This window comes from Marinobacter denitrificans (assembly GCF_008795955.1).
Classification (GTDB): Bacteria; Pseudomonadota; Gammaproteobacteria; order Pseudomonadales; family Oleiphilaceae; genus Marinobacter; species Marinobacter denitrificans.
On record NZ_VMHN01000001.1, the window covers coordinates 484,624 to 509,301 of the forward strand.

27 protein-coding genes are annotated in these 24,678 nt (G+C 57.2%); 13 read left to right on the top strand and 14 right to left on the bottom strand.

All coding sequences use genetic code 11. From position 1 onward, the window contains the following. Positions 1–5: 5 nt before the first annotated feature. Positions 6–2,579: a DUF2339 domain-containing protein gene (locus FO268_RS02225; RefSeq protein WP_150988990.1), complete on the bottom strand. Its 2,574-nt coding sequence runs from the start codon at positions 2,577–2,579 to the stop codon at positions 6–8. Between the two features lie 16 nt (positions 2,580–2,595). Further along, positions 2,596–2,979 (bottom strand): DUF2750 domain-containing protein, encoded by a 384-nt coding sequence (locus FO268_RS02230; protein WP_150988993.1) that lies wholly within the window; start codon positions 2,977–2,979, stop codon positions 2,596–2,598. 128 nt (positions 2,980–3,107) lie between these two features. Between FO268_RS02230 and FO268_RS02235 the strand changes: the two genes are divergently transcribed. The 3 genes from FO268_RS02235 to FO268_RS02245 all read left to right on the top strand — a co-directional run bounded on the left by FO268_RS02235 (position 3,108) and on the right by FO268_RS02245 (position 4,232). Next, positions 3,108–3,755, top strand: a complete 648-nt coding sequence (locus tag FO268_RS02235) for a PEP-CTERM sorting domain-containing protein (RefSeq protein WP_150988996.1) — start codon at positions 3,108–3,110, stop codon at positions 3,753–3,755. A gap of 108 nt (positions 3,756–3,863) precedes the next feature. Continuing rightward, a complete protein-coding gene (locus FO268_RS02240; protein WP_150988999.1) occupies positions 3,864–4,067 on the top strand; it encodes a DUF3185 family protein in 204 nt (67 codons plus the stop codon). 21 nt (positions 4,068–4,088) lie between these two features. Further along, a complete protein-coding gene (locus FO268_RS02245) occupies positions 4,089–4,232 on the top strand; it encodes a DUF3096 domain-containing protein (protein WP_114613847.1) in 144 nt (47 codons plus the stop codon). A 43-nt stretch (positions 4,233–4,275) separates the two neighbouring features. On the opposite strand, the gene FO268_RS02250 is transcribed toward FO268_RS02245, so the two are convergent. Together FO268_RS02250 and FO268_RS02255 are read right to left on the bottom strand one after the other, a co-directional pair. Then, a complete protein-coding gene (locus tag FO268_RS02250) occupies positions 4,276–4,548 on the bottom strand; it encodes a SelT/SelW/SelH family protein (protein ID WP_150989004.1) in 273 nt (90 codons plus the stop codon). A 52-nt stretch (positions 4,549–4,600) separates the two neighbouring features. Then, a complete protein-coding gene (locus FO268_RS02255; RefSeq protein WP_150989007.1) occupies positions 4,601–5,473 on the bottom strand; it encodes a DMT family transporter in 873 nt (290 codons plus the stop codon). A gap of 220 nt (positions 5,474–5,693) precedes the next feature. Here FO268_RS02255 and FO268_RS02260 point away from each other — a divergent pair, with 220 nt between their 5' ends. Next, positions 5,694–7,316, top strand: a complete 1,623-nt coding sequence (locus tag FO268_RS02260) for a M28 family metallopeptidase (RefSeq protein ID WP_150989010.1) — start codon at positions 5,694–5,696, stop codon at positions 7,314–7,316. A gap of 13 nt (positions 7,317–7,329) precedes the next feature. Here FO268_RS02260 and FO268_RS02265 read toward each other — a convergent pair whose 3' ends face one another. From FO268_RS02265 to FO268_RS02275, 3 genes are read right to left on the bottom strand one after another with little or no spacing between them, the layout of a single operon-like run. Beyond that, a complete protein-coding gene (locus FO268_RS02265; RefSeq protein WP_150989013.1) occupies positions 7,330–9,048 on the bottom strand; it encodes a BamA/TamA family outer membrane protein in 1,719 nt (572 codons plus the stop codon). Positions 9,049–9,050: 2 nt separating this feature from the next. Further along, positions 9,051–10,061 (bottom strand): Acg family FMN-binding oxidoreductase, encoded by a 1,011-nt coding sequence (locus tag FO268_RS02270; protein ID WP_150989015.1) that lies wholly within the window; start codon positions 10,059–10,061, stop codon positions 9,051–9,053. A 26-nt stretch (positions 10,062–10,087) separates the two neighbouring features. Beyond that, the gene (locus tag FO268_RS02275; protein WP_150989018.1) at positions 10,088–10,882 is read right to left on the bottom strand and encodes an SDR family oxidoreductase; all 795 of its coding nucleotides are present in this window, start codon (positions 10,880–10,882) and stop codon (positions 10,088–10,090) included. A gap of 146 nt (positions 10,883–11,028) precedes the next feature. Here FO268_RS02275 and FO268_RS02280 point away from each other — a divergent pair, with 146 nt between their 5' ends. After that, complete coding sequence (locus FO268_RS02280) at positions 11,029–11,688, top strand: hypothetical protein (protein WP_150989021.1); 660 nt, start codon at positions 11,029–11,031, stop codon at positions 11,686–11,688. A gap of 17 nt (positions 11,689–11,705) precedes the next feature. Here the strand turns inward: FO268_RS02280 and FO268_RS02285 are convergent, their stop codons facing one another. Both FO268_RS02285 and FO268_RS02290 read right to left on the bottom strand, forming a co-directional pair. Beyond that, positions 11,706–12,029, bottom strand: a complete 324-nt coding sequence (locus tag FO268_RS02285) for a hypothetical protein (protein ID WP_150989024.1) — start codon at positions 12,027–12,029, stop codon at positions 11,706–11,708. A gap of 1 nt (position 12,030) precedes the next feature. Then, the gene (locus tag FO268_RS02290; RefSeq protein WP_150989029.1) at positions 12,031–12,405 is read right to left on the bottom strand and encodes a hypothetical protein; all 375 of its coding nucleotides are present in this window, start codon (positions 12,403–12,405) and stop codon (positions 12,031–12,033) included. Between the two features lie 152 nt (positions 12,406–12,557). Between FO268_RS02290 and FO268_RS02295 the strand changes: the two genes are divergently transcribed. From FO268_RS02295 to FO268_RS02310, 4 genes are all read left to right on the top strand, one after another. Beyond that, the gene (locus tag FO268_RS02295) at positions 12,558–13,127 is read left to right on the top strand and encodes an NnrU family protein (RefSeq protein ID WP_150989032.1); all 570 of its coding nucleotides are present in this window, start codon (positions 12,558–12,560) and stop codon (positions 13,125–13,127) included. A gap of 15 nt (positions 13,128–13,142) precedes the next feature. Continuing rightward, complete coding sequence (locus FO268_RS02300; RefSeq protein ID WP_150989035.1) at positions 13,143–13,760, top strand: TetR/AcrR family transcriptional regulator; 618 nt, start codon at positions 13,143–13,145, stop codon at positions 13,758–13,760. A 79-nt stretch (positions 13,761–13,839) separates the two neighbouring features. Further along, positions 13,840–14,295, top strand: coding sequence for a hotdog fold domain-containing protein (locus FO268_RS02305; RefSeq protein ID WP_202336512.1), 456 nt, complete (start codon positions 13,840–13,842; stop codon positions 14,293–14,295). 31 nt (positions 14,296–14,326) lie between these two features. After that, a complete protein-coding gene (locus FO268_RS02310; protein ID WP_150989038.1) occupies positions 14,327–14,731 on the top strand; it encodes a PaaI family thioesterase in 405 nt (134 codons plus the stop codon). Here FO268_RS02310 and FO268_RS02315 read toward each other — a convergent pair. Continuing rightward, positions 14,728–15,324 carry a pyridoxamine 5'-phosphate oxidase family protein gene (locus FO268_RS02315; protein WP_150989041.1) on the bottom strand — a complete coding sequence of 199 codons (597 nt, stop codon included), beginning with the start codon at positions 15,322–15,324 and terminating at the stop codon, positions 14,728–14,730. The genes FO268_RS02310 and FO268_RS02315 overlap by 4 nt on opposite strands. A 109-nt stretch (positions 15,325–15,433) precedes the next feature. On the opposite strand from FO268_RS02315, the gene pdxR reads away from it, so the two are divergent. From pdxR to FO268_RS02330, 3 genes are all read left to right on the top strand, one after another. Continuing rightward, positions 15,434–16,864 (top strand): MocR-like pyridoxine biosynthesis transcription factor PdxR, encoded by a 1,431-nt coding sequence (gene pdxR / locus FO268_RS02320; RefSeq protein WP_150989044.1) that lies wholly within the window; start codon positions 15,434–15,436, stop codon positions 16,862–16,864. Between the two features lie 126 nt (positions 16,865–16,990). Next, on the top strand, positions 16,991–17,728 hold the full coding sequence (locus tag FO268_RS02325) for a substrate-binding periplasmic protein (protein ID WP_150989048.1): 738 nt from the start codon (positions 16,991–16,993) through the stop codon (positions 17,726–17,728). Positions 17,729–17,914: 186 nt separating this feature from the next. Further along, complete coding sequence (locus FO268_RS02330) at positions 17,915–19,651, top strand: extracellular catalytic domain type 1 short-chain-length polyhydroxyalkanoate depolymerase (RefSeq protein ID WP_150989051.1); 1,737 nt, start codon at positions 17,915–17,917, stop codon at positions 19,649–19,651. Here the strand turns inward: FO268_RS02330 and FO268_RS02335 are convergent. The 4 genes from FO268_RS02335 to FO268_RS02350 form a co-directional block, all read right to left on the bottom strand. Beyond that, a complete protein-coding gene (locus FO268_RS02335) occupies positions 19,648–20,535 on the bottom strand; it encodes a sigma-70 family RNA polymerase sigma factor (RefSeq protein WP_150989054.1) in 888 nt (295 codons plus the stop codon). The genes FO268_RS02330 and FO268_RS02335 overlap by 4 nt on opposite strands. A 25-nt stretch (positions 20,536–20,560) precedes the next feature. Continuing rightward, positions 20,561–21,013: a carboxymuconolactone decarboxylase family protein gene (locus tag FO268_RS02340; protein ID WP_150989057.1), complete on the bottom strand. Its 453-nt coding sequence runs from the start codon at positions 21,011–21,013 to the stop codon at positions 20,561–20,563. Positions 21,014–21,149: 136 nt separating this feature from the next. Beyond that, complete coding sequence (locus FO268_RS02345; protein ID WP_202336514.1) at positions 21,150–22,604, bottom strand: ice-binding family protein; 1,455 nt, start codon at positions 22,602–22,604, stop codon at positions 21,150–21,152. A gap of 272 nt (positions 22,605–22,876) precedes the next feature. Further along, positions 22,877–23,341 carry a sterol desaturase family protein gene (locus FO268_RS02350; protein ID WP_150989060.1) on the bottom strand — a complete coding sequence of 155 codons (465 nt, stop codon included), beginning with the start codon at positions 23,339–23,341 and terminating at the stop codon, positions 22,877–22,879. A 133-nt stretch (positions 23,342–23,474) separates the two neighbouring features. On the opposite strand from FO268_RS02350, the gene FO268_RS02355 reads away from it, so the two are divergent. Then, on the top strand, positions 23,475–24,500 hold the full coding sequence (locus FO268_RS02355) for an AraC family transcriptional regulator (protein WP_150989063.1): 1,026 nt from the start codon (positions 23,475–23,477) through the stop codon (positions 24,498–24,500). Positions 24,501–24,678 lie beyond the last annotated feature (178 nt).

Genomic DNA, 24,678 nt, shown 5'->3' on the forward strand with positions numbered 1-24,678 from the left:
ATGAACTAGCCACTCCCGGGCACGCGTTGTGCTTTTCGGTACATCCAGGCGAGGCCCAACAACGCCAGCCCCAGCCCCATGAACGCAGCCACTCGCCAGAGGCCCTGTAGCCCGGCCATGTCGATCAGGAATATCTTGCCAATCACTATTCCCAGCAAGGCCATGCCGGCCTTATAGAGCACTGCATTGTCGCGCCTTGTGGCATGAAGTATGGCGACAATGGCGTACAGCATACCCACTACCGAATAGCTGTACAGCTCACCCTCTGAAACACCATAAGTCAACGCCATTTCACTTCCCTGCCACAGCTGACGGATTTCCAGTGCAGTAAACAGCAGTATGCATGCGGCCGCCCCGCACAGGGACCAGAAACGGGGCGCAAGCCGGGGAAAGCGACTTGCGAGCAGCGCCAGCAACACCGGCCCGCCAAAGGCAGGTAACAGCATATTGAATATCGCCGTATCACCAATGGCGCTGCCCCCCCACCAGGGATTGAGCACAGTAACGAGAGTGAGATAACTCAGCGTGGAGAGGCTGAGCAGAATCCACGAAAACAACCGGTAGAGCCAGCCCAGTGACTGGCTTGCCCCTGCGCGCACCATGTAGGTCACGCTCAGCGCACCCCAGAGCAAGGTGTTGATGGTTGCCTCGGTGAAACTGTACTCACGGGCAAATATATCGCCATCATAGAGCCAGTAGCGCATTTCCGCGCCCAGGAACAACACCAGCAAGTGCAATGTTGCCCCTTCAAGCCACGGACGGATGCCCCTGTTCCTGCCGGCCATCCAGGTAGCGATGCCGGCAAACAGGGCGGCTCCGCCATAGGTCCACAGGGGCCAGTGCACCGTGGTGTCGTAGTCCTGCAACCATGGATTGAAGGTCAGCCGCGCAACCACCAGGGCCAGCGCGATTTTCAACAGCAGGTACAGTTCCGGCATCTCATAACGGCGTGCCAGCCAGGTCAGAGTGACGAACTGGACAGAGAGCGCCAGTGTCAGAGACCCTTCCCGGAACAGCATAACGGCCGCCAGGGAGTAGCTGATGTGTGCCGCCAGCACGGCCCAGACAACGCCTCCCCGATAACGCTCAAGCCCTTCCAGTTTCCACGCCAGAACGCCGTACCCACCGCCGATCAACAGCATCGCCACCGACCAGCTGAAAGACGTTTGGTAGCCGTGAAGCAGCAACCAGCCCAGAACCAGCCAAACCAGTGGCGACAGAAACGTTAATGATGCCCATCGCCGCTGATCGCTTTGGCGGACCCAGTGCCACAACCCAAGACCAAGAGTGATGATGGCTGCAGCAACCAGATAGGAAAGGAAGTGGCCCTGATGCTCCAGCGGCATCTGCGTGAGGTATAGCGTGTCTGCATTATGGCGAGCGCTGTAACCCAGCCAGCCAGCCGCATTGACCAGTACCGCGCCCCAGGGAAGAAACCAGAGGGCCCCACGGCTCTGGGGCACCAGTGCGGCCACTGGCAGGATCAGCAGCCAGCTCCAGAACAGCGGGCTGGCTACCTGCTGATCAACCATCGAGATGCCCCAGACAACCAGCAACGATACCAGAAGCTCCCGCACCCGTGGTGCATCTGCTTTTACGAAGCCCGGCAGGACCGCAAAGGCCAGAAACAAACCAGCGATATACCAGGCGGAAGCCGCGCTGATAGCGGCGGAGGACGCGGTAATCAGCCACCATAAAAGCGCACCACTCAGGGTCGCGTACCACAGCCAGTCACGGTACACGTAGCGCATCAACAGCAGCGAACTGAGGGTAATCAGGAAACTGTAAGACAGCACGAACGCCACGCTGCCGTCATCGCCACCGATCAGCAAAGGCACCAGGTAGGCGCCGCTCAACCCCATGACTGCCAGCAAAGGGCCGTGAACCAGTGCCAACACCATGGTGGCCAGCGATACCAACGCCAGGCCCGCCAGCCCCATCGCTGGGGTAACCAGTCCATAGTGGTGTACACCGGCCAGCAACGCTGCATAGAGCGTAATACTGCCCCCACCTGCCAGGGCAGCGAATACCTGATCCGCCCCCTGGTTACGGCGGCGCAGATATTCGGCCCCGGCATGCAACGCGATGCCACTTGCCACAGCCATGACCAGTTGCAGTATAGGGCCGATAAGCCCGGCATTTATGGAATGGCTGACCATGAATATTCCTGCCAGGGCCACACTCAGGCCACCAAGCCATACCATCCAGTTCTCTTTCAGAGCCTGGGCCAGACGGGAAGACGTGCTCACACCCAGTCGATCACTGGCTGTCGGACGGGCCGAAGCCGCCCAACCATCCGTCGATGACGTTTCCGGGGCCGATCGGCGTTCCGTCAGAGGCTGCGCGGTTGCCGCGGGCGCTTCGGGCTCGTCCAGCTCCAGTGTGAGGGGCTGATCCCCCTGCGCCATCTGGCGTCTGACCCCGGCGACTTCCTCCCGCAGCGCTGAGAGTTCACGCTCCATCGACGACATGCGAGCCGCCTGATCGCCATGCCGGCGAAAGGCGAGGAAGCCGAGGACCGAACCGACAGGAACAAGTACCGCAACGGCAAAAACCAGGATGATGAGTAATACTTCCAAGCCCTTTTCCCCTTCTTCAGAAGCTTGACATCTCATCCTGAAGATCGCGCTTCAGCTCCTCCGGTTCTGTTATCCACAGGGTGTCGTCAAGCCCGGGAAACACTCCAACTTCCAGTCCGTCCCGGGTCAGGCCGGGCACCCATTTTTTGAAAAAGTCGGGCAGGGAAATACTTTTCGGAGAGAGGTCACCGGAGGCTTTCGCGTACTCAGCCGCAAAGGCTGCACTGGGCCAAACCGGCAGATGAGCAATAGCCCCGTCTTCTGATTCGATTTTCAGAAAGCGATTTTCCGTATTTACCAGAATCCAGATTTCCCGCTCTTCACCAACCAGCCCCAGGAAGTAGTCGTATCGCTCCTCACCATTCATTTCGAGGATCTGGCTCAGTTCGTCATTGCTCATCGTATGGGCTTCCCGGTTTTGATTGGTCAGTAAGTCGATTGCGCACAATTCTAGCGGACAGACACGTTCTTGGGATAGCGGACCCCGGATTTCATTCTGTGATTCACACACGGAAATCCGCCGCGGCAATGAATTACAATGCGAAACAAAACTTTACAAACAAAAAGGAAAGAATGATGAATAAACTTGGCCGGATAGCTTGCAGTGCGGCACTACTCCTCTCACCTTATTTCGCGCAGGCAACTGTGCTCGATTTTGAAAACCTCTCTCCCGGTGAAATAGAGAACGGTTACGGTGGACTTGCCTGGGACAACTGGGGATTAATGCCGAAAAGCACCTGCCAGTATGGATATTGCAATTCAGTGACCTCTGGCGGCTGGTCTGCCTATAACTTTTCCGGCGAGAACGCCACCATATCCAGCGCCACCACATTTGATTTCTACGGTGTAAATCTTACCGCAGCGTTTCATGACAATCTTTCCGTGAACGTGAAGGGTTATCAGAGTGGCCAGTTAACCCATAATCAGACTGTTGGTGTAAATACACTCGATGCTCGATGGTTCGACTTTGATTTCATTGGCATCGACACTTTGGTATTCAGTGCGTTCGGATCGGACGTCAACAATCGGGACTCCGCCCGGGGAAGCAACTTCGCTATTGATGATTTCTCCTTCAGGCATTCAGCGGCTTCTGTTCCGGAACCTTCCTCATTTCTGATTATGGCTGCGGGTATGGCACTGCTGGCCGGCTTCCGTCGACAGGCCGGTCAACACTAGCAGCTGTTACAAACATACTCTGCGCGGTTTCAGCTGCTACACTGGAAACTTCCGGGGCCCCAGAGGCCCTGAATATGGTTCCACAAGCGCGCTCACAAGGAAATTGGAATGGGAAGCACGAAAGTCATTGGCCTGGTTCTTCTGGTGGTAGGCATTGCTCTGCTCTACTTCGGCTATCAATCCACACAGTCAGCCGGCGACCAGATAACAGAGGCATTCACCGGCCGCTTTACGGATGAAACCATGTGGTACCTGATTGGTGGCGCCGCAGCCGTTGTTGCGGGTGGATTCCTGGCGTTCGTCAGAAAATAATCACTACAGGAGACCAGTCGTATGACACTTCACCTTGAACTTGCACCTCTCATCAGCCTTGGTGCGGGCATTGCCATACTGGTATTTCCAAAGCTGCTCAACTACATCGTGGCAGGCTACCTGATCGTTCTGGGAGTGCTGGGATTGCTCGGGCATTCCTTCTGAGGGCATAAAGCCAGTGCCCGGGCAGAGTTACTTGTCCCGGGCTTCAACGATCCACGTGACCGAGGGAACGTTCAGGGTCGATTTCATCCCGCACCAGCTGCTTGAGTACCTTGATCTCCGGAAAACCCTGTTGTTCCTTGCGGGACCAGATGCGCTTGCCGTTAACCCACACCTCGAAAATGCCGCCGCTTCCCGGATGCAGGGCCAGCGAATCCAGTTCGCCTTCAAAGGTGGTCAGCAGCTCCTGTGCCATCCACGCCGAGCGAAGCAGCCAGCGGCACCCTGTGCAGTAATGGATATCAACTCTGTTTGTCATTGGGCACGTCCATTTTCCCTAAAACGTTTTCGTTAACAGTATACAGCAGACACTAGGATTTCTGGGCGGGTCGGCGAAACAGCACATAGTTTCCAAGGATCGCCAGCATGGCTCCCAAAACCGCAGTAATGGTCCATTCGAATCCCTCCAGCCACGTGGAAACACTCAAGGCCACTATCGGGAAAAGCACCGTTGCATAGCCCGCCTTTTCTGCGCCCAAGGTCTGGATCACAGTAATGTAGGAGTAGAAGGCAATAATGGAGCCGGGGACGGCGAGGAATACGGTTGCACCCCAGAAGGTGGCCGCTGAAGGCAGCACCCACCCCACCCCCTGAATCAGGCACCAGAGCCCCAGGATTAACGCCCCATAGACCATGGCCCAGGCGTTGGCGACCAGCAGGGGAATCTCCGCCATTCGCACCTTGATGCTCACCAGGTTACCCATGGAGAACCAGAACGTACCGGCGACGGCAAACAGAATGCTCGCACCGGTGGCGTTACCCAACTGCAGGTCATGCCAGAACAGTAATGCCACGCCGGTAATGCCCAGGGCCACGGCCGGGTAAAGCCGCGCCGTAGGCCGCAGCCCCAGCCACAGCCATCCGTTCACCGCGTTGAACAGCGCCGCCAGCGAGAACACTACCGCCAGCAGGCCACTGGTCATGGACTCAGCAGCACGATAAATCAGCAGGAAGTTCACGCTGTAAAGAGTAAGCCCCTGAAGCACCAGCCAGCCATGTTGTTTCAGGTCCAGCTTCTGCAGGCGCCGCAGCAACACAAGCACTACAAGGGTCACCACTGAAGCCAGGAGGAAACGGTAGAACACCGAGATATCCACCGGTGCCGACTCTACCTGCAGGCGAATAGCGGTCCAGGTAAGCCCCCAGATCAGTACAGTAAGTGCATAGTGTGCAGAAACCGGCATGGTAGTTGTTCCCTGCGGCCATCGTGGCCTATTTGAAAAAATAACACTTTGTAATGTTCTGCATGTGGATGGAGCGAATATCCACGACTAGTCTTCCTAAGTGGTATCGAAGGACGTAGTGATACCCCAGATGCCTGTTTACCACCTATTCGGGCATCGCTGCGCTGAAAGACCGCCACAAGCGGCTCCAACAACAAACTCCCAGGAATGGAGAATACCAATGAAACTCAGCACCGCAAGCCACACCCTGGCTTTGGGATCTCTTTTGTTTGCAATAACCGCTCAGGCCGCGCCAGGCCAGAAATCCACCGGTGATTTACTCAACGATTTCTGGAGTCCCGAACACATCAGTCCCTTCGAGTGTCGGTTTGGCATCCTGAACAGTACGCCATTCGGTCTGCCCCGCTGTATGCAGGCGAGCAATATCCAGTATCACCTGGACATGTTTTACGCAATAGCCAAAGCCAATGATGGCAATCGCGCTGCCGGCCTGCCCGGCTACCAGGCCTCGGTTGATTACGTCAAGAACACCCTCGAGAGCGCAGGGTACGATGTCACCATCCAGTCGTTCCCGTTCAATACTTTCTACCCGGCCGGGGATGGCATTCTACAAGTCACTGCGCCAACGCCGACCGACTATGTGTGGGAGGAAGAATTCACCTACCTGTCCCAGACCGAGCCGGGCGATGTCTCAGGCACGGCCGTCGCTGTTGATGTCCAGCTCGGCCCGGACAACACCTCCACCAGTGGCTGCGAACCCGAAGATTTCGCCGACTTCCCGGCCGGATCCATAGCGGTCATCCAGCGGGGAGCCTGTGCCTTCGGGCAGAAAGCGACCAATGCTGCCAATGCCGGCGCTGTGGGCGTGGTGATCTTTAATCAGGGCAATACTGACGACAACATGGGCCTGATCAACGCCACTTTGGGCGACGACTATGCTGGTGGTATTCCCGTTGTGTTCACCACCTACGACATTGGCGCTGCCTGGGTAGACCAGCCAGACCTTGAGCTCAGGGTGGTAACTGACGTAGTGAGAGAACAGACCGAAACTGTCAATGTCATCGCTGAAACCAACCGGGGCAACCCGGACAACGTGGTGATGACCGGCGCCCATCTGGATTCCGTCTACGAAGCTGCCGGCATTAACGACAATGGCTCCGGCAGTGCCGCGTTGCTGGAACTGGCCCTGCAAATGAAACGGGCCCACCCCCGCAACCAGGTCCGCTTTGCCTGGTGGGGCGCGGAAGAAGCCGGCCTTGTGGGTTCAACCTTCTACGTCAACAGCCTGTCTCAGGAAGAGAAGGACAGGATCAAGGTCTACCTGAACTACGACATGATTGGTTCGCCTAACTTTGGCAACTTTATCTACGATGGCGATGGTTCCGACTTCGATCTTGCCGGCCCTCCGGGATCGGCCGCCACAGAGGCGCTGTTCGAGAAATACTTCGACCTGAGGGAAATTGCAGCGGAGGGCACGCAAATAAGTTTCCGCTCCGATTATGCGCAGTTCTTTGAAGACGGCATCGCCTTCGGCGGCCTGTTTACCGGCGCCGAGGAGCTGAAAACCGAAGAACAGGCTGCCAAGTTTGGTGGCGAGGCGGGCGTTGCCTTTGACCCCTGTTACCATTCCTCCTGTGACGACATCACCAACGTCGACGAACTGGCACTGGAAATCAACGGCGATGCGGCCGCCTTCGTCACAAGCTGGTTATCACTCTCAACCCGGGTGATCGACGAGGAAATTGCAGCTGCAGAAGACGCCGAACCCGCTGCCGGTGCACGTTCGCTGCAAATGCAGCAACAGCACGACATCACCCATTGGGGCGACAAATGGATCAAGTAACGTTCATCGTCGCCTAGAACCGGGTTCGACCCCGCAGCAACACCTGCACCTGGTCAATGCTGTCGTCCCCATCCAGTGGAAAAGCAAAGTCCAGGTGCAGCATCCGCTGCACTTCGATTCGGCTTGAGGCCAGCCTCAGGCCGAATCCCACGTCTTTCAGCACGCCGCTGTCCGGGCCATTGTTGCGTCCGTCATCGAACCAGGCTCGCCCTACATCAGTGAACAACACGCCACCGAGACGAAACAGCTTGAACGGGTGCCAGTCAGGAAAATAGCGGCGCTCCAGCGTCCACAGCGCTCGCCGGTTACCTTGCTGGTAATCGCTCGGATAACCACGAAGGCCAGTGTCACCGCCTATCAGAAGCTGCTCATCTGCAGTCAGATTATGGGCTGCCGTTAAAGACAAAGTGGTATACCAGCTGTTCCAAGGTACGGAACCGCCGTGAAAGTATTCCAGATTAAGTGTCCCCTGAAGATTCTCAATGCGGTTTTCATCCAGCCGGTAGTTACCGCTCTGGCTCAGCTCGTAACGGGCGTAATTGGTTTCCGTTGCCAGCAGCGCATCCTGGAACTCCATATTCAGTACCACACGGTCCTCGGTGGCCCCGAGACCGGGAGACGAATAACCGAGTTCTGTTCGCCACACAATCCCATCCCGGACGTCTTCAACCCGCTGCAACTGGGTGAGATTCGTCATCTCCCGGAAGCGATTTTCGCGGTAGTCGAAACCGACCCAGGGATAGCTCAAGGTGCGGTTTTCAGGCAGCAGGTCGAGCTCAGGTTCATCCGGCAGCCGCTCAAATTCCAGAGCATCGTAACGGTAGCCAGCAAGCAGTCGCCATTGGCGCTCATCCCGCTCCGCCAGCCGCCACCCGACATCAATACTCATAAATTCCTGGCTACGGCGATAATCGGCAATGGCCTCGGCACCCACGAAACGGGACTCTTCCCGCACGTCGTCCTCGCCATTGAGCCCAAACCGCCAGTCCGCCCGCTCGCTATAGAAAGGACGTTCGAGGTAAGCACTGCGGCCGCGGCCATCGCTGCGTTTATCGTAGGAAAACCCCGTCTGCCAATGGGAGCCCAAAACATTGGGGTCATCATAATTTATGCTGGTTTCGGTACGGTCCGGGTCCTTCGTGTAGGCCACGCCCACGCTCTTGCCGGAGCCAAGAAAGTTCGGGTCGGAAAGGCCGGTGTTGGTGGTGTTCTCGCCCCCGGAACGTGACCCTCCCACCGAAGGAAACAACGTCCAGGTATCCCGCGCCAGAACACTGACCTCCACCTCATCCCCGCAGACCCGGGTGACACCGACCCAGGCCGCGGTCAGGTACTCACGCTGACGGAGAACACGTTCGGACTCGGCGATCAGACCCGGGGCGTAGAGGTCCCCCTCGCTGAACACCAACTGGGCACGAAGAGCCGACTCCCAGGTGGGCGTATTAAGAGCGTTGAGGGTGCGGTAGAGAAAATTGTCCTGCTCCGGGTCACTGAGATCAAAAATGGGCCGGCGAACAATACGAATCCGGGCGATACGGGCTCCCTCCGGGATAACCATATCGCTCTGGCGAGCCAACTGGTCCCGGGGCTGGTCAAGGTCAATCGACTCCGGCTGAACATTGCTGGCAATACAGTGGCCTGCCTCGGGCTCTGCAACGACACCTTGGCTGGAGAGGGTTACTCCTGAAAAGAAAACAGCTCGCCCCAGAGCTTTCACCGCGGTGCGCGCCATGGCTATCCCCGGACTACCTCTGCCACCGGCCGCCGTACTGATCGTGGCGCTTCACGCCCATGACCAATTCTCACTATAAAGTCCGGCCGTCGATTCCCCACCCCCAGAAAATCGGCGAACTCCTCCCGCAGTGAAGCAACCTCAACGGGCTGGTTGATGAAGGCCGTTTTCAGATTCAATGCTGCTGCCTGCAGGGCTAGCCGCTCATAGCACCGGCCCGCCTCGATCCAGTGGGTTTTATCATCGATATCGGAGACCAGCACCGCAATAGCCGAGGAACTCCGTATGTGCCGGAAATCTTTCTGGTTCTGCTTCCTGGCAGAAAAGCCGAATTGCATCGCCAGCGACCCAAGCCAGCGGGGCACATCGGGATTGCCCATGGCCGGTCCATAAAGGCCATCCCCGCTACTTACTGCCTCCCGCCCGTTAAATCGAATCCAGGATTTCAGCTCCCGGGCCCAGGCAATGTCGCGAAATTGCGCCGTGTTCCCCTCCGCCACGTATCGGGCTATCTGTTCTTTATGGCCCTCATCAGTGAACAGCATAATCGAGACACCGCTACCCTGCCCCGCCGTCTCCAGCAGTTGCAGATGATCGGCAGAGAGTGGAGAGCCATCGTATTCAACCCGGCTACACTGCCTTGTGATAATGGCGTCGAACAGCGGTGACCTGAAGGGGGTGGTTTCCTCGAACTCAATAGCTACGCCCGTGGTTGAAGCGTCATAGCTACAGTGTCCTTGCAGCCCCGCCGCCTCTGCTGCCAGCAGCAGGTTTTCAGCGGCACAGCCCAGGCTCGCGTAAAGGTGATGGTCGTCGGGATCCACCGCAGGACAGCGACGGGAAAGATCCGGAAGAATCCGGATCCGGTTCTTTTCCGGTTGGAAAATCCACGGCTGCGTGTTGTGACTCGACGCCGCCAGCGTCGCGTAGTGCACCAGCTTCGAATAATCCTGCGCAGCGTTATCCAGCGGCACGTGGCGCCAGGTCTCCGCTACACACTCTGAATAGTTCATCTCGCCCCCTCATGCCTCTTAAAGCATCAGGATCGCACCCTGGCCATGCGGAACAGTGCCTCCGGCGAGATCCGCTTGATCCAGAGCGCAGCCATTTCCTTGCCCTTGCCCACAGGAATCTCGCGTTTCTTCGCCTTGAGGCCTTTGAACACCACCTCAGCGCATTCAGTGACATCCATGCCGCCGGCAATATCCTCGTCTTCCTTGCCATAGGCCGAGCCATCACCGGAGAGGGCGTTGCGGGCAATATCGGTGCGGATAAAACCGGGGGTGATCGTCGACACGCTTACACCCTGGCCTTCCACTTCCGCCCGTAACGCATCGAAGAACCCCATCACAGCGTGCTTGGCGGCGCAGTAACCGGTGCGCAGGGGGGCGCCGACCTTACCGGCAACACTGGAGGTTACCGCAAGATGCCCATCGCCGCGCTCCAGCATGTGGGGCAGCACTGCTTTGGTCAGCGCAATCTGGCCCATCACGTCCACGTCCATCAGTTTCTGATAGACAGACATATCGGTGTCTTTGCACAGGGAGCGCTGGGAGACACCCGCGTTGTTCACCAGCAGATCAATAGTGCCGAACGTATCAAGTACCGTCTGGACCTTTCCAGACAGCGACTCCCAGTCGGTCACGTCCAGCGGCAGCACCAGCACCTGATCCGTTGCAAGCCCCGCATCACGGCAACGCACGGCAACACGCTCCAACTCCTCTTCCCGGCGGGCAGAAAGAACAAGGCGCGCCCCAGCCTGGGCGTATTTCAGGGCAAGCGCCTCGCCGATACCGGAAGAGGCTCCGGTAATCCAGACCGTTTGTGTGGGCATACCTGTTGTATCCTCGAAGTGGGGGCTGTTAGCAGCAGTCTGACCAAAAGACTACACCAGCCCCTGCTCCCGTGCCATCGCTCTGGACGGGGCCACAGGGTTTTTGCTTCACTGTTCAGTCCCATTGAGAATAAAGACTGAAACCCATGCGTATTCGCATCACCCATCAAAGAATCACCATTGCATTGCAGCTGATCCTGCTCGCTGAAACGGTATTCGCGGTATGGAGTCAACGCTGGTTTACAGCGTTCCTGACAGCAATGATTATTGCCATCACTTTTTTCCCGGTGTTGTTCGAGCGCCGGTTCCGGATTCACATTCCGCCAGAGTTGCAGCTTGCTGCCATCGGCTTCGTTTTTGCCTCTCTGTTTCTGGGCGAGATACGGGATTACTACACCCGGTTCTGGTGGTGGGACATGGCCTTGCACACCATGTCCGGGTTCTTGCTGGGTATTCTCGGTTTCCTGCTGGTCCACATCATGAACGAAACCGAGAAGATCCATGTACACATGAAACCCGGGTTCGTGTCCTTCTTCGCGTTCATGTTTGCTTTGGGTGTGGGTGCACTGTGGGAGATTTTCGAATTCACCATGGATTCCGTATTCGGCATGAACATGCAAAAACCCATGCTGGGTGATCCATCGGGGCTCACAGACACCATGTGGGATCTGGTCGTCGATGCCGTCGGTGCCCTGATAATTTCAGTGTTGGGTTGGCGTTATCTCAAAAATCCGGAGCAGAAATCGTTCCTGGAGCGCTGGATCGACTCATTTATCAAGCGCAATCCCAGGTTCTTCAAGCAGTAAAAGCAAACGCGACCAACTCAGCCAAAGTAGTTCTCAATCCAGTCAAACAGCGTTCCTGCATCGACGTCGGAAAACGCCATCTGTTTGAAATCGTCGCCCACCTCGTCGTCGATGGTCACAAACTGGTAGAGCAACAGGCCCGGCTGCTCATCATGCAGGATGAGCGTTATGCGCCGACGGGTCCGCAGACAGTCGATGGTCATCACATCCGCAGGTATACCGGCGTCACGCATGCCACGGCGCACTTCCACCACCGGGTTGATGTGCTGGTGTGTCGCCTGTATCCGGGCGTGAGCGTCGCTCGCCATGTCGGACAGGGCTTTGAGGGGGTCTTCTGACATATTATTCAACCACTCCTGATCGGGGAACCAGACAGTTCATCGCAGTAATGGAAAGATCCCGAAACGCCGCCTCCGAGTCAATGACACTCGGGAACCTGTCATCGAGCGTACGGCGGCATGACGATGTCCGGGCTTCACTTTCGGCAACGCAGTTCGAATGGGCCTCCGTGCCAGGGCGTTGACCGATTGCATCCTCACAGAAAGCAGGAATCCGGGCAACCAGCCAGTCCACAGTAACACTCCGCTCCACCGGATTGGCCGACAGGTTGGTAAAGCGACCGGCCTCAACCGGCTCGGGGCGTTCCCGGGTTTGCTCCCAGACAACGAACAGCAGGGCTGCGGATACCAATACAACTGTGACCTTGGGAAACTTCATGGGCGCCTTGTCCATCCGGTGAAACAGGCATGGGATGATAAACGTTGAGGAATGTGCTGTCTCGGTTTGCGCGGCTATACTGACGGGGATTTTCCTCTCAGGGCTGTTCATGGACACAGGCCCTACCAACCCAATAACAAGGAGTTTGGATCATGACCATACTGATCGTTGGCCTGGTTCTGTTTCTCGGAGTGCACTCTCTGTCCATTATCAACGAACCGCTGCGCAATCGCCTGCAGGCCTCTATGGGCGAGGCCGCGTTCAAGGGGCTTTATTCCGTTGTCTCCCTGATCGGCCTGGTGTTGATCATCTGGGGTTACGGCGCTGCCCGCATGGATCCGACCGTGATCTACACGCCACCAGGGTGGCTACGGCACCTTGCCATGTTGCTATTGGTTCCGGTTTTTCCGCTACTCTTCGCTACCTATTTTCCCGGCAAGATCAAGGCAAAACTCGGGCACCCGATGCTGGCAGCAGGAAAACTCTGGGCACTGGCTCACTTGCTTGCCAACGGCATGCTGCATGACCTGCTGCTGTTCGGCTCTTTCCTGGCATGGGCGGTGGCGGACCGGATTTCCATGAAGCGCCGAACCCAGCGGCCAATTCCCACGCTACCTGCTAGCAAGGCTAATGACGCCATTGCGGTTGTCGGCGGCCTTGCGGTGTATGTGGTATTCGTACTCTGGGCCCATCAGTGGCTCTTTGGTGTTGCGCCTGTCTGACCTACGGAGACTTTAATGCTGCAAGAGACCTTCGAACGGGTGCTGCCAGGGGCCCGCAAATCCACCAAGCGTCACATTCTCCAATGCGCGCTGGAGTGCTTCCTGGAAAACGGTCTTGAATCCACAACCATCGATACCATCCGGCAGCGGTCCGATACCAGCGTGGGGACCATCTACCACCACTTCGGCAACAAGGAAGGGCTGGTGGCTGCGCTTTTCTTTACTGCCCTGGACGACCACAAGGCGGTTATGTGGCCAGAACTGGAGCGTGCGAGTACGCCCAAAACAGTCATCGAAGGGCTTGTGCACGGTTACATACATTGGGTCACCCGACAGCCTGAACTGGCCCGCTTTATGTTTCTCGCCCGTGCCAGCGTGGCGGCCGGTCCGTTCAGCGAGGAACTGGCCACACGAAACCGCGAGCAATACAGCTTCCTGCACAAGTGGCTGGCTGAAGGCGTGAAGATTGGCGACATCCGCTCACTGCCAAAAGAAACCTATCCCTCTTTGCTATTCGGGCCGGCTGAGAATTATTGCCGGGCGTGGCTGTCTGGCCGGGTGCCAACACCCCCGAGTGATCATGCTTCCGTGTTTGCCGAAAGCGCCTGGTGGTCGCTGGCGCATATAAATTAGAATATTATTCTAGAAATAAGTTCTGCTTTTTGGCATAGTTTTCTGGTAGGCCCTTATCTCACTATCAGGAAGCAATGCCATGGACATCATCCGCCTGTACAAACGCATGAACCGCTTACCAATGGGGAAAACCCTGTTCAGCCGAGCGGTTTGCCAGAGCGCTCCCTATTTCTCCAGCATTTCACCCCATGTCGAATCTCTTGAGCCGGGTCGCTGTGTGGTCACCATGAAAAAGCGCCGCAAAGTCACAAACCACCTGAAGACCGTGCACGCCATCGCCATGTGCAACATGGCTGAGCTCGCAGGCGGGCTGATGACGGACGCGTCGATTCCCCAAGGAGCTCGCTGGATTCCATCCGGTATGTCAGTGAAGTATCTGAAAAAAGCCAAAACCGATCTGACTGCTACTGCAGATGGTTCTCAACTTGACTGGTCGCAGGATGGGACGGTTCAGGTACCGGTATCGGTTAATGACAAGTCCGGCCAACAGGTGTTCCACGCTCTCATCGACATGAACATCAAGCACGCGAAATGAAGCGGGACATTACCGAACTGAGGACATAGTGATGAGTGAACTATTCGACTTCGGAAAAACCATACTCCAGCAACAACCATTCAGCGTCCTTCTGGGCACGGAACTCAAGGCCTTTGAACCCGGGAAAGCGGAGTTGGCCATTACCGTCAGGGAGGAGCTGAAACAGCAGCATGGATTTGTCCACGGCGGAGTCGTCAGTTACCTGGCGGACAACGCGCTAACCTACGCGGGCGGCTCGGTGCTGGGCGATTCGGTTACCTCAGAATACAAGATCAACTACCTGCGGCCCGCGTTGGGCCAGATGCTGATAGCCAGAGCGACCGTGATTTCAGCCGGCAGGAAACAGGCCGTGTGCAACTGCCAGGTCGTGGCCATCAACGACGGTGAAGAACGGGTTGTTGCTGTCGCCCAGGGGACGATTACCAAAGTAGATTAAGTGCCTGCCGGAAGCGTTCCGTGCCATATCGGCAGGTCCATATCTTCCGGATCGTCGTTGGGGCCACCGGTGCGGCTCTTGAAGGCGCCCTCCTCAATCGGCACCCGGAACAGCGCTGTTGCCTTCCGCTCCTTTGCGTTCGGGGCGCGCACCTGATCCCAGCGCCCCGGCTCCAGCTGGTCGATGATAGCCCGGAACGCGGCGTCGAATTCGCCGTCATCCGTAACCTGCGAAGCCCTGCCAAACAGCACCAGCGACTCATAGTTAGCGCTGTGGTGGAAGGCGGACTTGGTCATCACCCACTCGTTCGTCACCGCAAACGAAATGCAGATCAATGCCCCTGAAGCCAGGCGCTGCGACATGCGTCCCCCGTTGAGGGTGTGGAGGTACACATCGTCGCCCAGCCGCCAGACCGTCAATGGGACGATCCGCGGCTCCCCGTCTTCAACAAACGCCACATGGGCTGTCTTCAGGCGGTCAATGAGTGCATAGGCCGGCTCTCGCTCGTAGCTCGCCCTCTGAGCGGCACGTTTGACCTGGCTGCGGGGGCAACAGGTCAAAGGAGAGGGCTCGGGCGTGTTCGTCAGTGTCATCTGGTCTTCCTTCAATAATCTGTGGTTCACAAAAAGTACCCTTCTATTGAATGACACCTCTGATACCATCAGAAGATCCAGATTATAAATTTCTATAGGACCAGTTGATGTGATCGACGATATCCGGCTGGAGGGTTCAGCACCCCTGCAGCAACAGCTGTACCAGCAACTCTCCCAGCGCATTCTCAGGCAGCGCTATCTTCCCGGAAGTCGCCTTCCCTCAAGCCGCCAGATGGCCGCAGACCTGGGCATCAGCCGGAATACCGTCAACGCGGTCTATGATCAGCTCAAAGCCGAAGGATTCCTGCAGAGCCGTGCCGGCAAAGGTGTGTTTGTGCATCAAGACATCGCAGCCGCAGTAACGCCGTCAGGTCCCGGGCTGGAGCAGGCCATCCGCACCACCGCTGACTTGCCACCACTGCCCGTGCCTGCCCCCACCAACATAAGAACAGCCGAAGACGCCAACCTGCCCTTCCAGCCAGGCCTGCCCGACCTGGATGCATTTCCGATCAGAAGCTGGAACCGGATCCTTCATCATCAGGAGAGCCGCCGCGCACTCAGGGGGTATGACAGCATCCAGGGGTATCTTCCTTTGCGCCGGGCGATTGCGGATTACCTGCGAACCTCCCGCGGGGTGCGTTGTGAAGAGCATCAGGTCATAATCACCAACGGTGCACAGCAGGCCCTGTCACTCATTGCCGACGTCTTCCTGCAGGCCGGGGACAGGGTATTCTGCGAGAACCCCGGCTACCGCGGAGCCCGTTATGCCATGGGCCGCTACGGTAACCCATTGGTGCCCGTCCCCCTCAGGAACCAGGTACTGGATGTCGGTGCTCTGGAGGCTCTTGGGCCGGCGAAGCTGCTGTCCTGCACGCCCACACACCAGTACCCCATGGGTGGCGTGCTTGACCTTTCCCAGCGCATGGCCCTGGTTCAGTGGGCACAACGCAACGAGTGCTGGATCATCGAGGATGACTACGACAGCGAATTCCACTTCTACCACAAGCCCTTCGCCGCTATTCAGGGCATGTTCGACAACGCCCCCGTGCTCTATGTGGGCAGTTTCAGCAAAACTCTGATGCCCGCTCTGCGAACAGGTTACCTGGTGGTCCCGGAGCCCGTCATAGAGCCAATACTCAGTGCCAAGCGAGTCAGCGGTGGCGAAACGCCGCTGCTCGCCCAGGCAACCATTGCCGAATTTATAGACAGCGGCCAGTTTGGCAGACACCTACGTCGCATGCGCCAGCTCTACCAGAACAAATGGAAACGATTCCAGCAAAAAGTGACGGAAGAGCTTGCTGGACGGGTGCATCCGGTAGCCGAAAGTGCAGGCATGCACCTGGTGCTGGAAGGGACTTTTGACGACCTGGCCGTGAGCCAGTGGCTGCAAACCCGCGGTTTCGGTAGCACGCCACTCAGCGCCCACTTCATCGGGAAGCAGGTCCAGACAGGCCTGGTTATGGGATTTGCCAGTGCCAGCGAGCGGCAGATGGATGAGTGCGTGATTGCATTGAAAGCGGGCCTGGCGTCGGTGCCATGACCCGCAGATGAATATGAATAAATAGTAATTCGAAAATGTAAAGAAGAGGAATCCGCACTGCCCAGCGGGGCACCCATTCACTATCATCCCGCGCTCGCCAAACCCAAACTGAAATGGAGTGAGTGCATGAAAGGGAAAATCGGTCTGCTGTTCAGCCTGTTGCTGATATCCGGTTACGCCAACGCCGAATTGCGGATTTACACGGAACAATACCCACCTTACAACATGACCACCAACGGTCAGCCGTTTGCCCACTCGCAGAAAGACATAACCGGACTGTGCACAGACGTACTGACCGCTGTGCTTGAGGGCGCCAAGGTGGAATACAGTATAAAACTGCGGGACTTGAGCTATGGCCTCAAGCGAACAGAACAACACTCAGACCACGGCATCTACTGCGTATCCCGAACGGCTGATCGTGACCCGGCTTTCAACTGGGTCGGCCCGTTGGCCAGCATAAAGTGGAGCCTGTTCGCCAAACCAGGATCGTCCATCGACCTGAAAAACCTTGAGCACGCCAGGAAATACAAGATTGGTGGTTACAAGGGCGATGTCATGACCACCTACCTGGCAGATAAAGGATTCAACGTGTCGGCCATCAGCAACAACGGCCTGAATGCCCGCCGCCTGGTACAGGACCAGATTGACCTATGGGTTGCAGATGGCCTGGCTGGCCCCTACCTGGCTGCCGACGCTTCAGACGTGACCGATCTCGAACAGGTTCTCGTGTTTCGGGAGACCCCGATGTACCTGGCCATCAACAAGAACACCGACCCCAAGGTTCTGAGCGCGCTGCAGAACAGCTATGAGAAGCTGGTCAGCTCCGGCGATCTGGAAACAATTTCCCGCTCCTACGGCTTCTGATCACCATAAAGGGCTCTTCCCACGGGAGGAGCCCGTCCGGAATACCCTACAACCGTCCGGAATTCCTGCCACCTCGCCTACCAGACTCCTGAGCCAGCTTCACCAAATCAACTACTTGGAGCCCTGGCATGATAATTCCTTGGTTGTAGCTGCCGAACAATAAATCCAAGAAGGGAGCTTACAACCATGAACTTTCCGTCCATTTCACGGCACGGCGGCACGGCATTGTCCGCGCTTATCCTGTCAGCGATCCTGATAATAACGGTACAACCGGCCAGTGCCGGACAAACCCACACCTACACCCTCCCCCAACAGGGCTATAACCAGTCCCGGGCCAGGGACTACAAGGTGTATGTGCCAGACAACCTCCCCACGCCAGCGCCGATGGTGATGGCACTGCATGGCTGCAAACAGACCAATAACGACGTTCTGAACGACTGGGGACTCACCGCAGCAGCAGACGAGTACGGCTTTATCCTGGTAGCACCGTTCATCACCAGTTACGACGGGCTTCGAAACGAAAACTGCTGGGGGTTCTGGTTCGATCATCACCGCCATGAAGGCGCGGGTGAAGTAGAGGACCTGCACAAGATCGCCCAGGCCGTGGAAGCCGACTTCAGCGTTGACTCTAATCGTCGATTTATCACCGGGTTGTCTTCCGGCGGAGCCATGGCCACTGTTGCCTCCGTGGCACACAATGAGTACTGGGCCGCCGCAGCACCGGCTTCAGGGCTGCCGTATGGAGAAGACTCCGCCTCTGTCTCGTTATCCGGACAGTGCCCCGGAAGCGCGACTTTCCATAGCGTATCCCGGGTAGTGTCCGACATGGAGAGCGAACTGGATGACACCTACCCTATCCCGTTAATGGTTCTACAGAACGAGAACGACTGCACCGTACTCAAGACGGCTGCTGACAATACACGAGACGCCCACCTGAAAGTCTTCGGCGATCCAGCTTTTGATACACCCGCTGAAGCCGAAGCCTCTTCCATTGCGTGTGCGCCGTACTATCAGAATAACTACAGCTGCAAGCACACCCGCTATACCCGGGACGGCACGCTGGGCTCCCGCTCCGTTGTCGAAACCGTTTATCTGGACGGCCCCTTGTCCACCCCCAATACGCAGGACACAGACCACGGCCACTACTGGGTTGGCGGCGAGAGCGGTAACAATGGAAAATGGTCTGTCAGGGTCGGCCCCAGCTACCCCGACATCATCTGGGAATTCTTCAGTCGCAACAGCCGTGATGGTACCGCCCCGGAGGGGTTCCCTGTCATCACCCTGACTGGCGATAACCCGATGACGGTGAACATCAACACCGCCTTCACCGACCCCGGCGCCACTGGCGAGGACGCCGAAGATGGCTCCCTGACCGTGAACGCCGACTGCAGCGAGGTGGACACAGCAACCACCGGTTCCTATACCTGCACCTACTCAGCCACCGACAGCGATGGCAACACAACTACCAAGGATCGCACCGTAGAGGTCGTCGACCCCAACGCTCCTGTCGAAACCTGCGAGCAGGCAACCGCCTCACCAAATGCCCACATTTCGGAAGGACGGGCGTACGCTGGTGGATCCTACGATCTGCGGGCACTGACGTCGGGCGATGATGTCGATATCGGCGGTTCCTTTGACACCTGGAGCAGTGTCACCCTTCACGAGGGTGAGCCAGGGCTCTGGTATGCCAGTGAGCCTGCTGCATGCAATGGCACCGGCGATGGTGGTGGTGACGGCGGTGGCGAGTTTGCCTGCCAGAACTGGAACGACACCAACCTTAACCATGACGTTGCGGGGCGGGCCTACTACGCCGGCGGTTATTTCAGCACCGGCGGTGATGACACACTGGGCGCACTTTCAGGGACCTACACCTGGGTGAAAGAAACGTCAGACGGTTTCTTCGAGGCCGGAGCCTGTAACTAGCGCTCTGGAAACTGGTCCGCAAGATGTCGCAGTTTGTCCGGGTTACGCACAATGTATAACGCCTGGACACGATTATCTGCGACATCCAGCGTCGTGACCTGAGGAAGCCCGTCCTGTTCGATGGTTAACCAGCCGGGCCGACCATTCACGATGACGGGCTTCACCCAGCGAGGTCTCGACGACGCTGCCTTGCGGGCCAGACCCTCGAAAAACCGGGCAATCTTGTCGGCACCGAAGATCAGGCGCCTCGCTGCAATCCTCTTGCCGCCACCGTCAGTATGTAAAGTAGCATTCTCAGTCAGCAATACCTTCAACGTTGAAACATCGCCACTGCGGGCCGCATCAAAGAAACGGTCTGTCAGCTGGCTGTGTTCCCCTGCCGTCACATGATAGCGGGGGCGTTCGGCCTGTACCCGTTTACGGGCCCGGCTGGCGAGCTGCCGGCAGCTTGCTTCGCTGCGATTCAGGCTGACGGCAACCTGGCCGAAATCCAGCCCGAAAACATCATGCAGCAGGAACGCTGCACGCTCCAGGGGTGACAGTCGCTCGAGCGCCAGCATCAAAGCGAAGGAAACATCACTGGCGAGCGCCTCGGCGTCCGCTGAAGTATCAGGCGCTTCCAGCAAGGGCTCCGGCAACCAGGGCCCCACATAAGTCTCCCGCTGCCGGTGAGCAGACCGCAGGCGATCCAGGCACAACCGGCTGGTGACAGTTGTCAGATAGGCCCGCACATCGCTCACCGACAAATGGTCGGCATCGTGCCAGCGCAAATAGGCATCCTGCACCACATCCTCTGCCTCGGTCACCGAGCCCAGCATGCGATAGGCAACGCCAGTCAGATAACGGCGCCATTCATCAAACTGGTATGCAGGCTGTTCTGTCATAGCGGAAGGCTCCTGGCACGCTCCGTCATGAGTTACGGTCGTTCGGGTGAACCGTCCGGAATCCCACGCTGATCCGGTTCCAGACGTTGATGGCGCCAATCAGTAGCGTCAGGTCGACGAACTCCTTCTCGGTAAAGTGCGCCCTACCCTGTTCATAATCATGAGCCGGAGCGCCTGTTTCCGCCAGCTTCGTCAATGCCTCTGTCCAGGCCAGTGCCGCCCGTTCGCGAGGCGAATAGAGTCTGGATTCCCGCCATGCAGAAAGGAGATAGAGTCTTGGCTCACTCTCACCCGTCGCGCGGGCGTCGCTGGTGTGCATATGCAGGCAATAAGCGCAGCCATTGATCTGGGAGGCCCGCGTTTTGACCAGGTGTATCAGGCTCTCCTCCAGCCCACAATCGCGAACGTACTCCTCCAGCCGGGTCATCGCCGCGATGGCGTCCGGGGAGGCTTTATAGGCATTCAGGCGTGTTTCCATGGTCTTGCTCCTCTGTTTGGTGGGGTTGTTTACAGAGGTAGACGGACCAGTGAGAGAGTTTGTGACATGCGAGGGCCTATTTATGCAAAAAGGGACCCCGAGGGGTCCTTTTTAATTTACAGCTAAACTGCTGTTGTTACTGCGCCGGTTGCGTGACCGCGTTCGCGTCCAGGGTGACCGCTGTCTGGGACAGCGCGCGACCGTTAAACGTTGCTTCGGTCTGCATGACAATCTTGGTTTTGCCAAGGAAGATGCCTTTGACGTCGCTTGTGGTGCCAAAGGTGGTGGCGCCCGCTACCTGCCAGAACACATTCTTGGGCAGTGCGCCGCCACTCAGGTTGACTATAACGGCGTTGCTGACAGTGAGGTCACCAGCAATCTGGAAAATCCACACATCATTGGCGTCGCCAGAAAGAGTCACGTCAGTCACAATCAACAGGTCACTACTCCATTTGTAGAGACCCGGAGCGATGGTCATTCCGCTGATGTCGCCGGCGCCGAGTTCGGTGGCGTCAGGGTTTGAGCGACCAGCGGCATCGACATAGGCGGTTTCCATATCACTCACTGCCGTGGTAAGCGTTGACGGCGTGGGTGGTGCCATATCGGCGGCAAAGATGTGGCCATCCACGATGGCGGAGGTGGAGAATTCATTGGACGCGTCACGTCCCTGGTCGAATCCAGTGATAAAGCTCTCTGCAGCCGGGCTAACCGCGATATCGCCGATAACTTCTGTTGTGCCGGTTGTGGAGATGGCAGCTTTCGCCAGAATCACATAATTACCTGCGGTACCAAGAATAACCGGAGCCGGGCCCTGCGCTAAATTTTCGCCGGTTTTGAATGACCAGACGACGTTTGCCGCCAGGGCGTTCTCGGCAAGATCCATAACACCGATGGTGATGGTGGCCGTGTAAATAGCGTTCATGGCCAGGTCGGTCAGAGGATTGAAAACAGCTGTAGTGCCAACAAGTTCTACTGTGCCACTAACAGCGTCTGAATTGGCGTCTGTCACAGTAAAGGTTGAGTTGTTAATGCTCGCAGCATTCATCGCCTCACTGAAGCTGGCGGAAACGTTCCGGTTGATCGCTACGTCCGTGTCCAGGTCCGCCGGATCGGTAGAGGTAACTGTAGGTGAATCGAGATCGGCACCAGTGCCGGTGGTAAAGCTCCACACATAACTACTTGCCAGAGCATTGCCATCAGCAGACTCCACCGCAGTTGTGATGGTAGCGGTATACTCGGTGCTGGCTGCGAAGTCGCCGCCGCTGGTATCGAAGATAGCCGTATTGGTTGCAGCATCCAGGCTGACCGTACCCGTGATCGGGGTTTCGCCAGCGGGGCCCACCGTAAAGCTGGCAGTAACGAGCGTATCGGCGTTTACGGCTTCACTGAAAGTGGCAGTGACAATACTGTTGGTGCCTACACCGACGGCATCACTGGCAGGGCCGGTAGCGGTAATGGACAGCGCATCCTCCGAGGGGGTAGAAGAGTTGTTGCCACTGCTACTTCCGCCACCACATGCAGAGAGGGTTACGGCCAGCATTATAAAAAAAATCGCCATGAACGATTTCGTGTATTTCTGGATATTATTCATTCTTATTTCCTGAATCTTTATGCCACCCATATTTATATGGGCGGTAAGGGAACCGAGTAATAATACACACCCGTTCCGGGATGCCTCATGCGCTCGCAACGCTTTATTTATTCGCAAGAAACGCTATGAATGCGCTTTTTGATTGGACTGTTCTGGTTGGAACATAATTCAACCACGACCACTTATATTCCCTATTCCATAGATAAGATATATTTATATTGTATTTAAATATATCTTTATAGAAATGAAGGATAAGCGGCTCATCGAAACGGTTATCGCCCCACAAAATATTCCCGCGTGCCCATAAGGTGATCAAACCACGGGCGGGTAACACACCAGTTGGCATTGGGGTTTGGCCCCATATGGTGATCGTAATGCCAGGGCAAGTGCGTCTTCGCCCATTCCGGGTCAAGATGTGATTTGCGATGAACGCGATAATAGTTCCAGGCACAGTAATACAGGGTACCCACGAAAAAGGGCGCTACCGGTAACATCGGCGTTACCACAACCGCCCCGGCCACCAGGCTGGCCACTTCCTTGCCCTGGGCATGCCGGCCCCAGGGCGACCGTTCGTAGGCCGGGTCGTGGAAGTCGTTCCGGCGCACGTCGCGATGATGCTCGTGCCAATGGAAACGCCAGAAACTGTTGCGATTCCGGCCCAGGCCGTGCAACACATACTTATGGGTGACCCACTCCACCGCGTTGGCGGTAAGCAACCCCAGTGGAATACCGATCATGACAACCTCCGGTCGGGACAGGACTAAAGGTTCAGCCTAGCCTGCCCGAGAACCCATTGTCCTGTTATCGGTAGCCCGGAATAATGGCCACGAAAAACAATTGGGGGTGCCGTGTAAGCGCTATAGTAACCCTATGGACGTTTCGCAAACCAAACCCTGGCTTACGCTGCCTGCCAGCGTGGCCCGGCCCTATATCAACGCTTTGTACAGCCTTCTCAAGCAGGCAGGCTTTCCGGTTGGGCAGTGGCTCGCAGACTCTGGTGTGGCAGCACAAACTACGGATAGTGACGAGCGCCTTTCCCTCTATCACGCCCTGTCACTCTGGCAGCGGGTTGAATGTGATGCACAGACACCGCTGCTCGGGATTCAGCTGGGGCAGGCATTACAGCCACGGGATTTTCCCATCCTGGGGCAAGCCGCTTTGAGCGCCGACACACTTCGGGCCGCCATTGAGCAGCTGCGGGAATTCGAGCCGCTGATCTGGGACATAGGCCTGTGCCACCTCGAAGTCACCGGGCAAACGGCAAAGCTGATGTTAAACCCACGGCACAGTACGCTACTTCCCGCTGGCATTATTGAACTGGCCATCAGTGGTTGGCTCCAGATCGGGCGAAAACTGCTACCCGAACACCAGCACATAACGGTCAGCTTTACCCACCAACCAACCGCGGAGGAAAAACTCTACAAGCAGTATCTCCATGCCAGCGTGACTTTTGAGCAACCGTTTAACGGGCTGACGTTCCCGGCGTCCTGGCTGGACTTACCTCTACCCGCCCGGGACGAACACCTCCAGTCTCTATTGCAACAACAGGGCCGGCGCTTGCTGGCCAATTACCACCGCGACCTGAACCTCCCCAACGAAGTTCGGGCCCGGATCTGCCAGCGCTTGCTGGAAGGGCCAGTGGGGCCGGCCGACACCGCCCGGCAACTCGGGCTCAGTACCCGCAGCCTGAGGCGCAAACTGGCCGCTCGCCACACCAGTTGGCGCACCCTTTATGAGGAAGTGCGACTGGACCTGGCGATGCTGTGGCTTCGCGAACCGGAAGCGCCCCTGGCTGATATCGGCCTGCTACTGCAATTTGCCGACCAGAGCGCCTTCAACCACGCGTTCCGACGCTGGACCGGCGAGACCCCCGGCCAATACCGTCGACGGATTTAACGCAATTTCAGCGACTTACCACGATATCGGCGATTGTGCGTCGAGGTATTTAACGTCCATGAATACGCATCAGGTTGACAGGCTGCTATGGGGGCCTTTCGTGAATCTGGCATGGTTTTAGCCCTGTATATAGACAGGAACGGACTCCCATTTATTTCGCAGAACGGAGGTTCACACG

What these genes read in the sequence shown, in the direction of transcription:
- FO268_RS02245 (WP_114613847.1), top strand. Translation starts at nt 4,089, where the DNA reads ATGACACTTCACCTTGAACTTGCACCTCTCATCAGCCTTGGTGCGGGC.
- FO268_RS02270 (WP_150989015.1), bottom strand. Translation starts at nt 10,061, where the DNA reads ATGAACTATTCAGAGTGTGTAGCGGAGACCTGGCGCCACGTGCCGCTG.
- FO268_RS02235 (WP_150988996.1), top strand. Translation starts at nt 3,108, where the DNA reads ATGAATTACAATGCGAAACAAAACTTTACAAACAAAAAGGAAAGAATG.
- FO268_RS02280 (WP_150989021.1), top strand. Translation starts at nt 11,029, where the DNA reads ATGCGTATTCGCATCACCCATCAAAGAATCACCATTGCATTGCAGCTG.
- FO268_RS02340 (WP_150989057.1), bottom strand. Translation starts at nt 21,013, where the DNA reads ATGGAAACACGCCTGAATGCCTATAAAGCCTCCCCGGACGCCATCGCG.
- FO268_RS02240 (WP_150988999.1), top strand. Translation starts at nt 3,864, where the DNA reads ATGGGAAGCACGAAAGTCATTGGCCTGGTTCTTCTGGTGGTAGGCATT.
- FO268_RS02265 (WP_150989013.1), bottom strand. Translation starts at nt 9,048, where the DNA reads ATGGCGCGCACCGCGGTGAAAGCTCTGGGGCGAGCTGTTTTCTTTTCA.
- FO268_RS02275 (WP_150989018.1), bottom strand. Translation starts at nt 10,882, where the DNA reads ATGCCCACACAAACGGTCTGGATTACCGGAGCCTCTTCCGGTATCGGC.
- FO268_RS02305 (WP_202336512.1), top strand. Translation starts at nt 13,840, where the DNA reads ATGGACATCATCCGCCTGTACAAACGCATGAACCGCTTACCAATGGGG.
- FO268_RS02290 (WP_150989029.1), bottom strand. Translation starts at nt 12,405, where the DNA reads ATGAAGTTTCCCAAGGTCACAGTTGTATTGGTATCCGCAGCCCTGCTG.
- FO268_RS02325 (WP_150989048.1), top strand. Translation starts at nt 16,991, where the DNA reads ATGAAAGGGAAAATCGGTCTGCTGTTCAGCCTGTTGCTGATATCCGGT.
- FO268_RS02285 (WP_150989024.1), bottom strand. Translation starts at nt 12,029, where the DNA reads ATGTCAGAAGACCCCCTCAAAGCCCTGTCCGACATGGCGAGCGACGCT.
- FO268_RS02250 (WP_150989004.1), bottom strand. Translation starts at nt 4,548, where the DNA reads ATGACAAACAGAGTTGATATCCATTACTGCACAGGGTGCCGCTGGCTG.
- FO268_RS02295 (WP_150989032.1), top strand. Translation starts at nt 12,558, where the DNA reads ATGACCATACTGATCGTTGGCCTGGTTCTGTTTCTCGGAGTGCACTCT.
- FO268_RS02300 (WP_150989035.1), top strand. Translation starts at nt 13,143, where the DNA reads ATGCTGCAAGAGACCTTCGAACGGGTGCTGCCAGGGGCCCGCAAATCC.
- FO268_RS02260 (WP_150989010.1), top strand. Translation starts at nt 5,694, where the DNA reads ATGAAACTCAGCACCGCAAGCCACACCCTGGCTTTGGGATCTCTTTTG.
- FO268_RS02330 (WP_150989051.1), top strand. Translation starts at nt 17,915, where the DNA reads ATGAACTTTCCGTCCATTTCACGGCACGGCGGCACGGCATTGTCCGCG.
- FO268_RS02315 (WP_150989041.1), bottom strand. Translation starts at nt 15,324, where the DNA reads ATGACACTGACGAACACGCCCGAGCCCTCTCCTTTGACCTGTTGCCCC.
- FO268_RS02335 (WP_150989054.1), bottom strand. Translation starts at nt 20,535, where the DNA reads ATGACAGAACAGCCTGCATACCAGTTTGATGAATGGCGCCGTTATCTG.
- FO268_RS02350 (WP_150989060.1), bottom strand. Translation starts at nt 23,341, where the DNA reads ATGATCGGTATTCCACTGGGGTTGCTTACCGCCAACGCGGTGGAGTGG.
- FO268_RS02255 (WP_150989007.1), bottom strand. Translation starts at nt 5,473, where the DNA reads ATGCCGGTTTCTGCACACTATGCACTTACTGTACTGATCTGGGGGCTT.
- FO268_RS02230 (WP_150988993.1), bottom strand. Translation starts at nt 2,979, where the DNA reads ATGAGCAATGACGAACTGAGCCAGATCCTCGAAATGAATGGTGAGGAG.
- FO268_RS02310 (WP_150989038.1), top strand. Translation starts at nt 14,327, where the DNA reads ATGAGTGAACTATTCGACTTCGGAAAAACCATACTCCAGCAACAACCA.
- FO268_RS02355 (WP_150989063.1), top strand. Translation starts at nt 23,475, where the DNA reads ATGGACGTTTCGCAAACCAAACCCTGGCTTACGCTGCCTGCCAGCGTG.
- FO268_RS02345 (WP_202336514.1), bottom strand. Translation starts at nt 22,604, where the DNA reads ATGAATAATATCCAGAAATACACGAAATCGTTCATGGCGATTTTTTTT.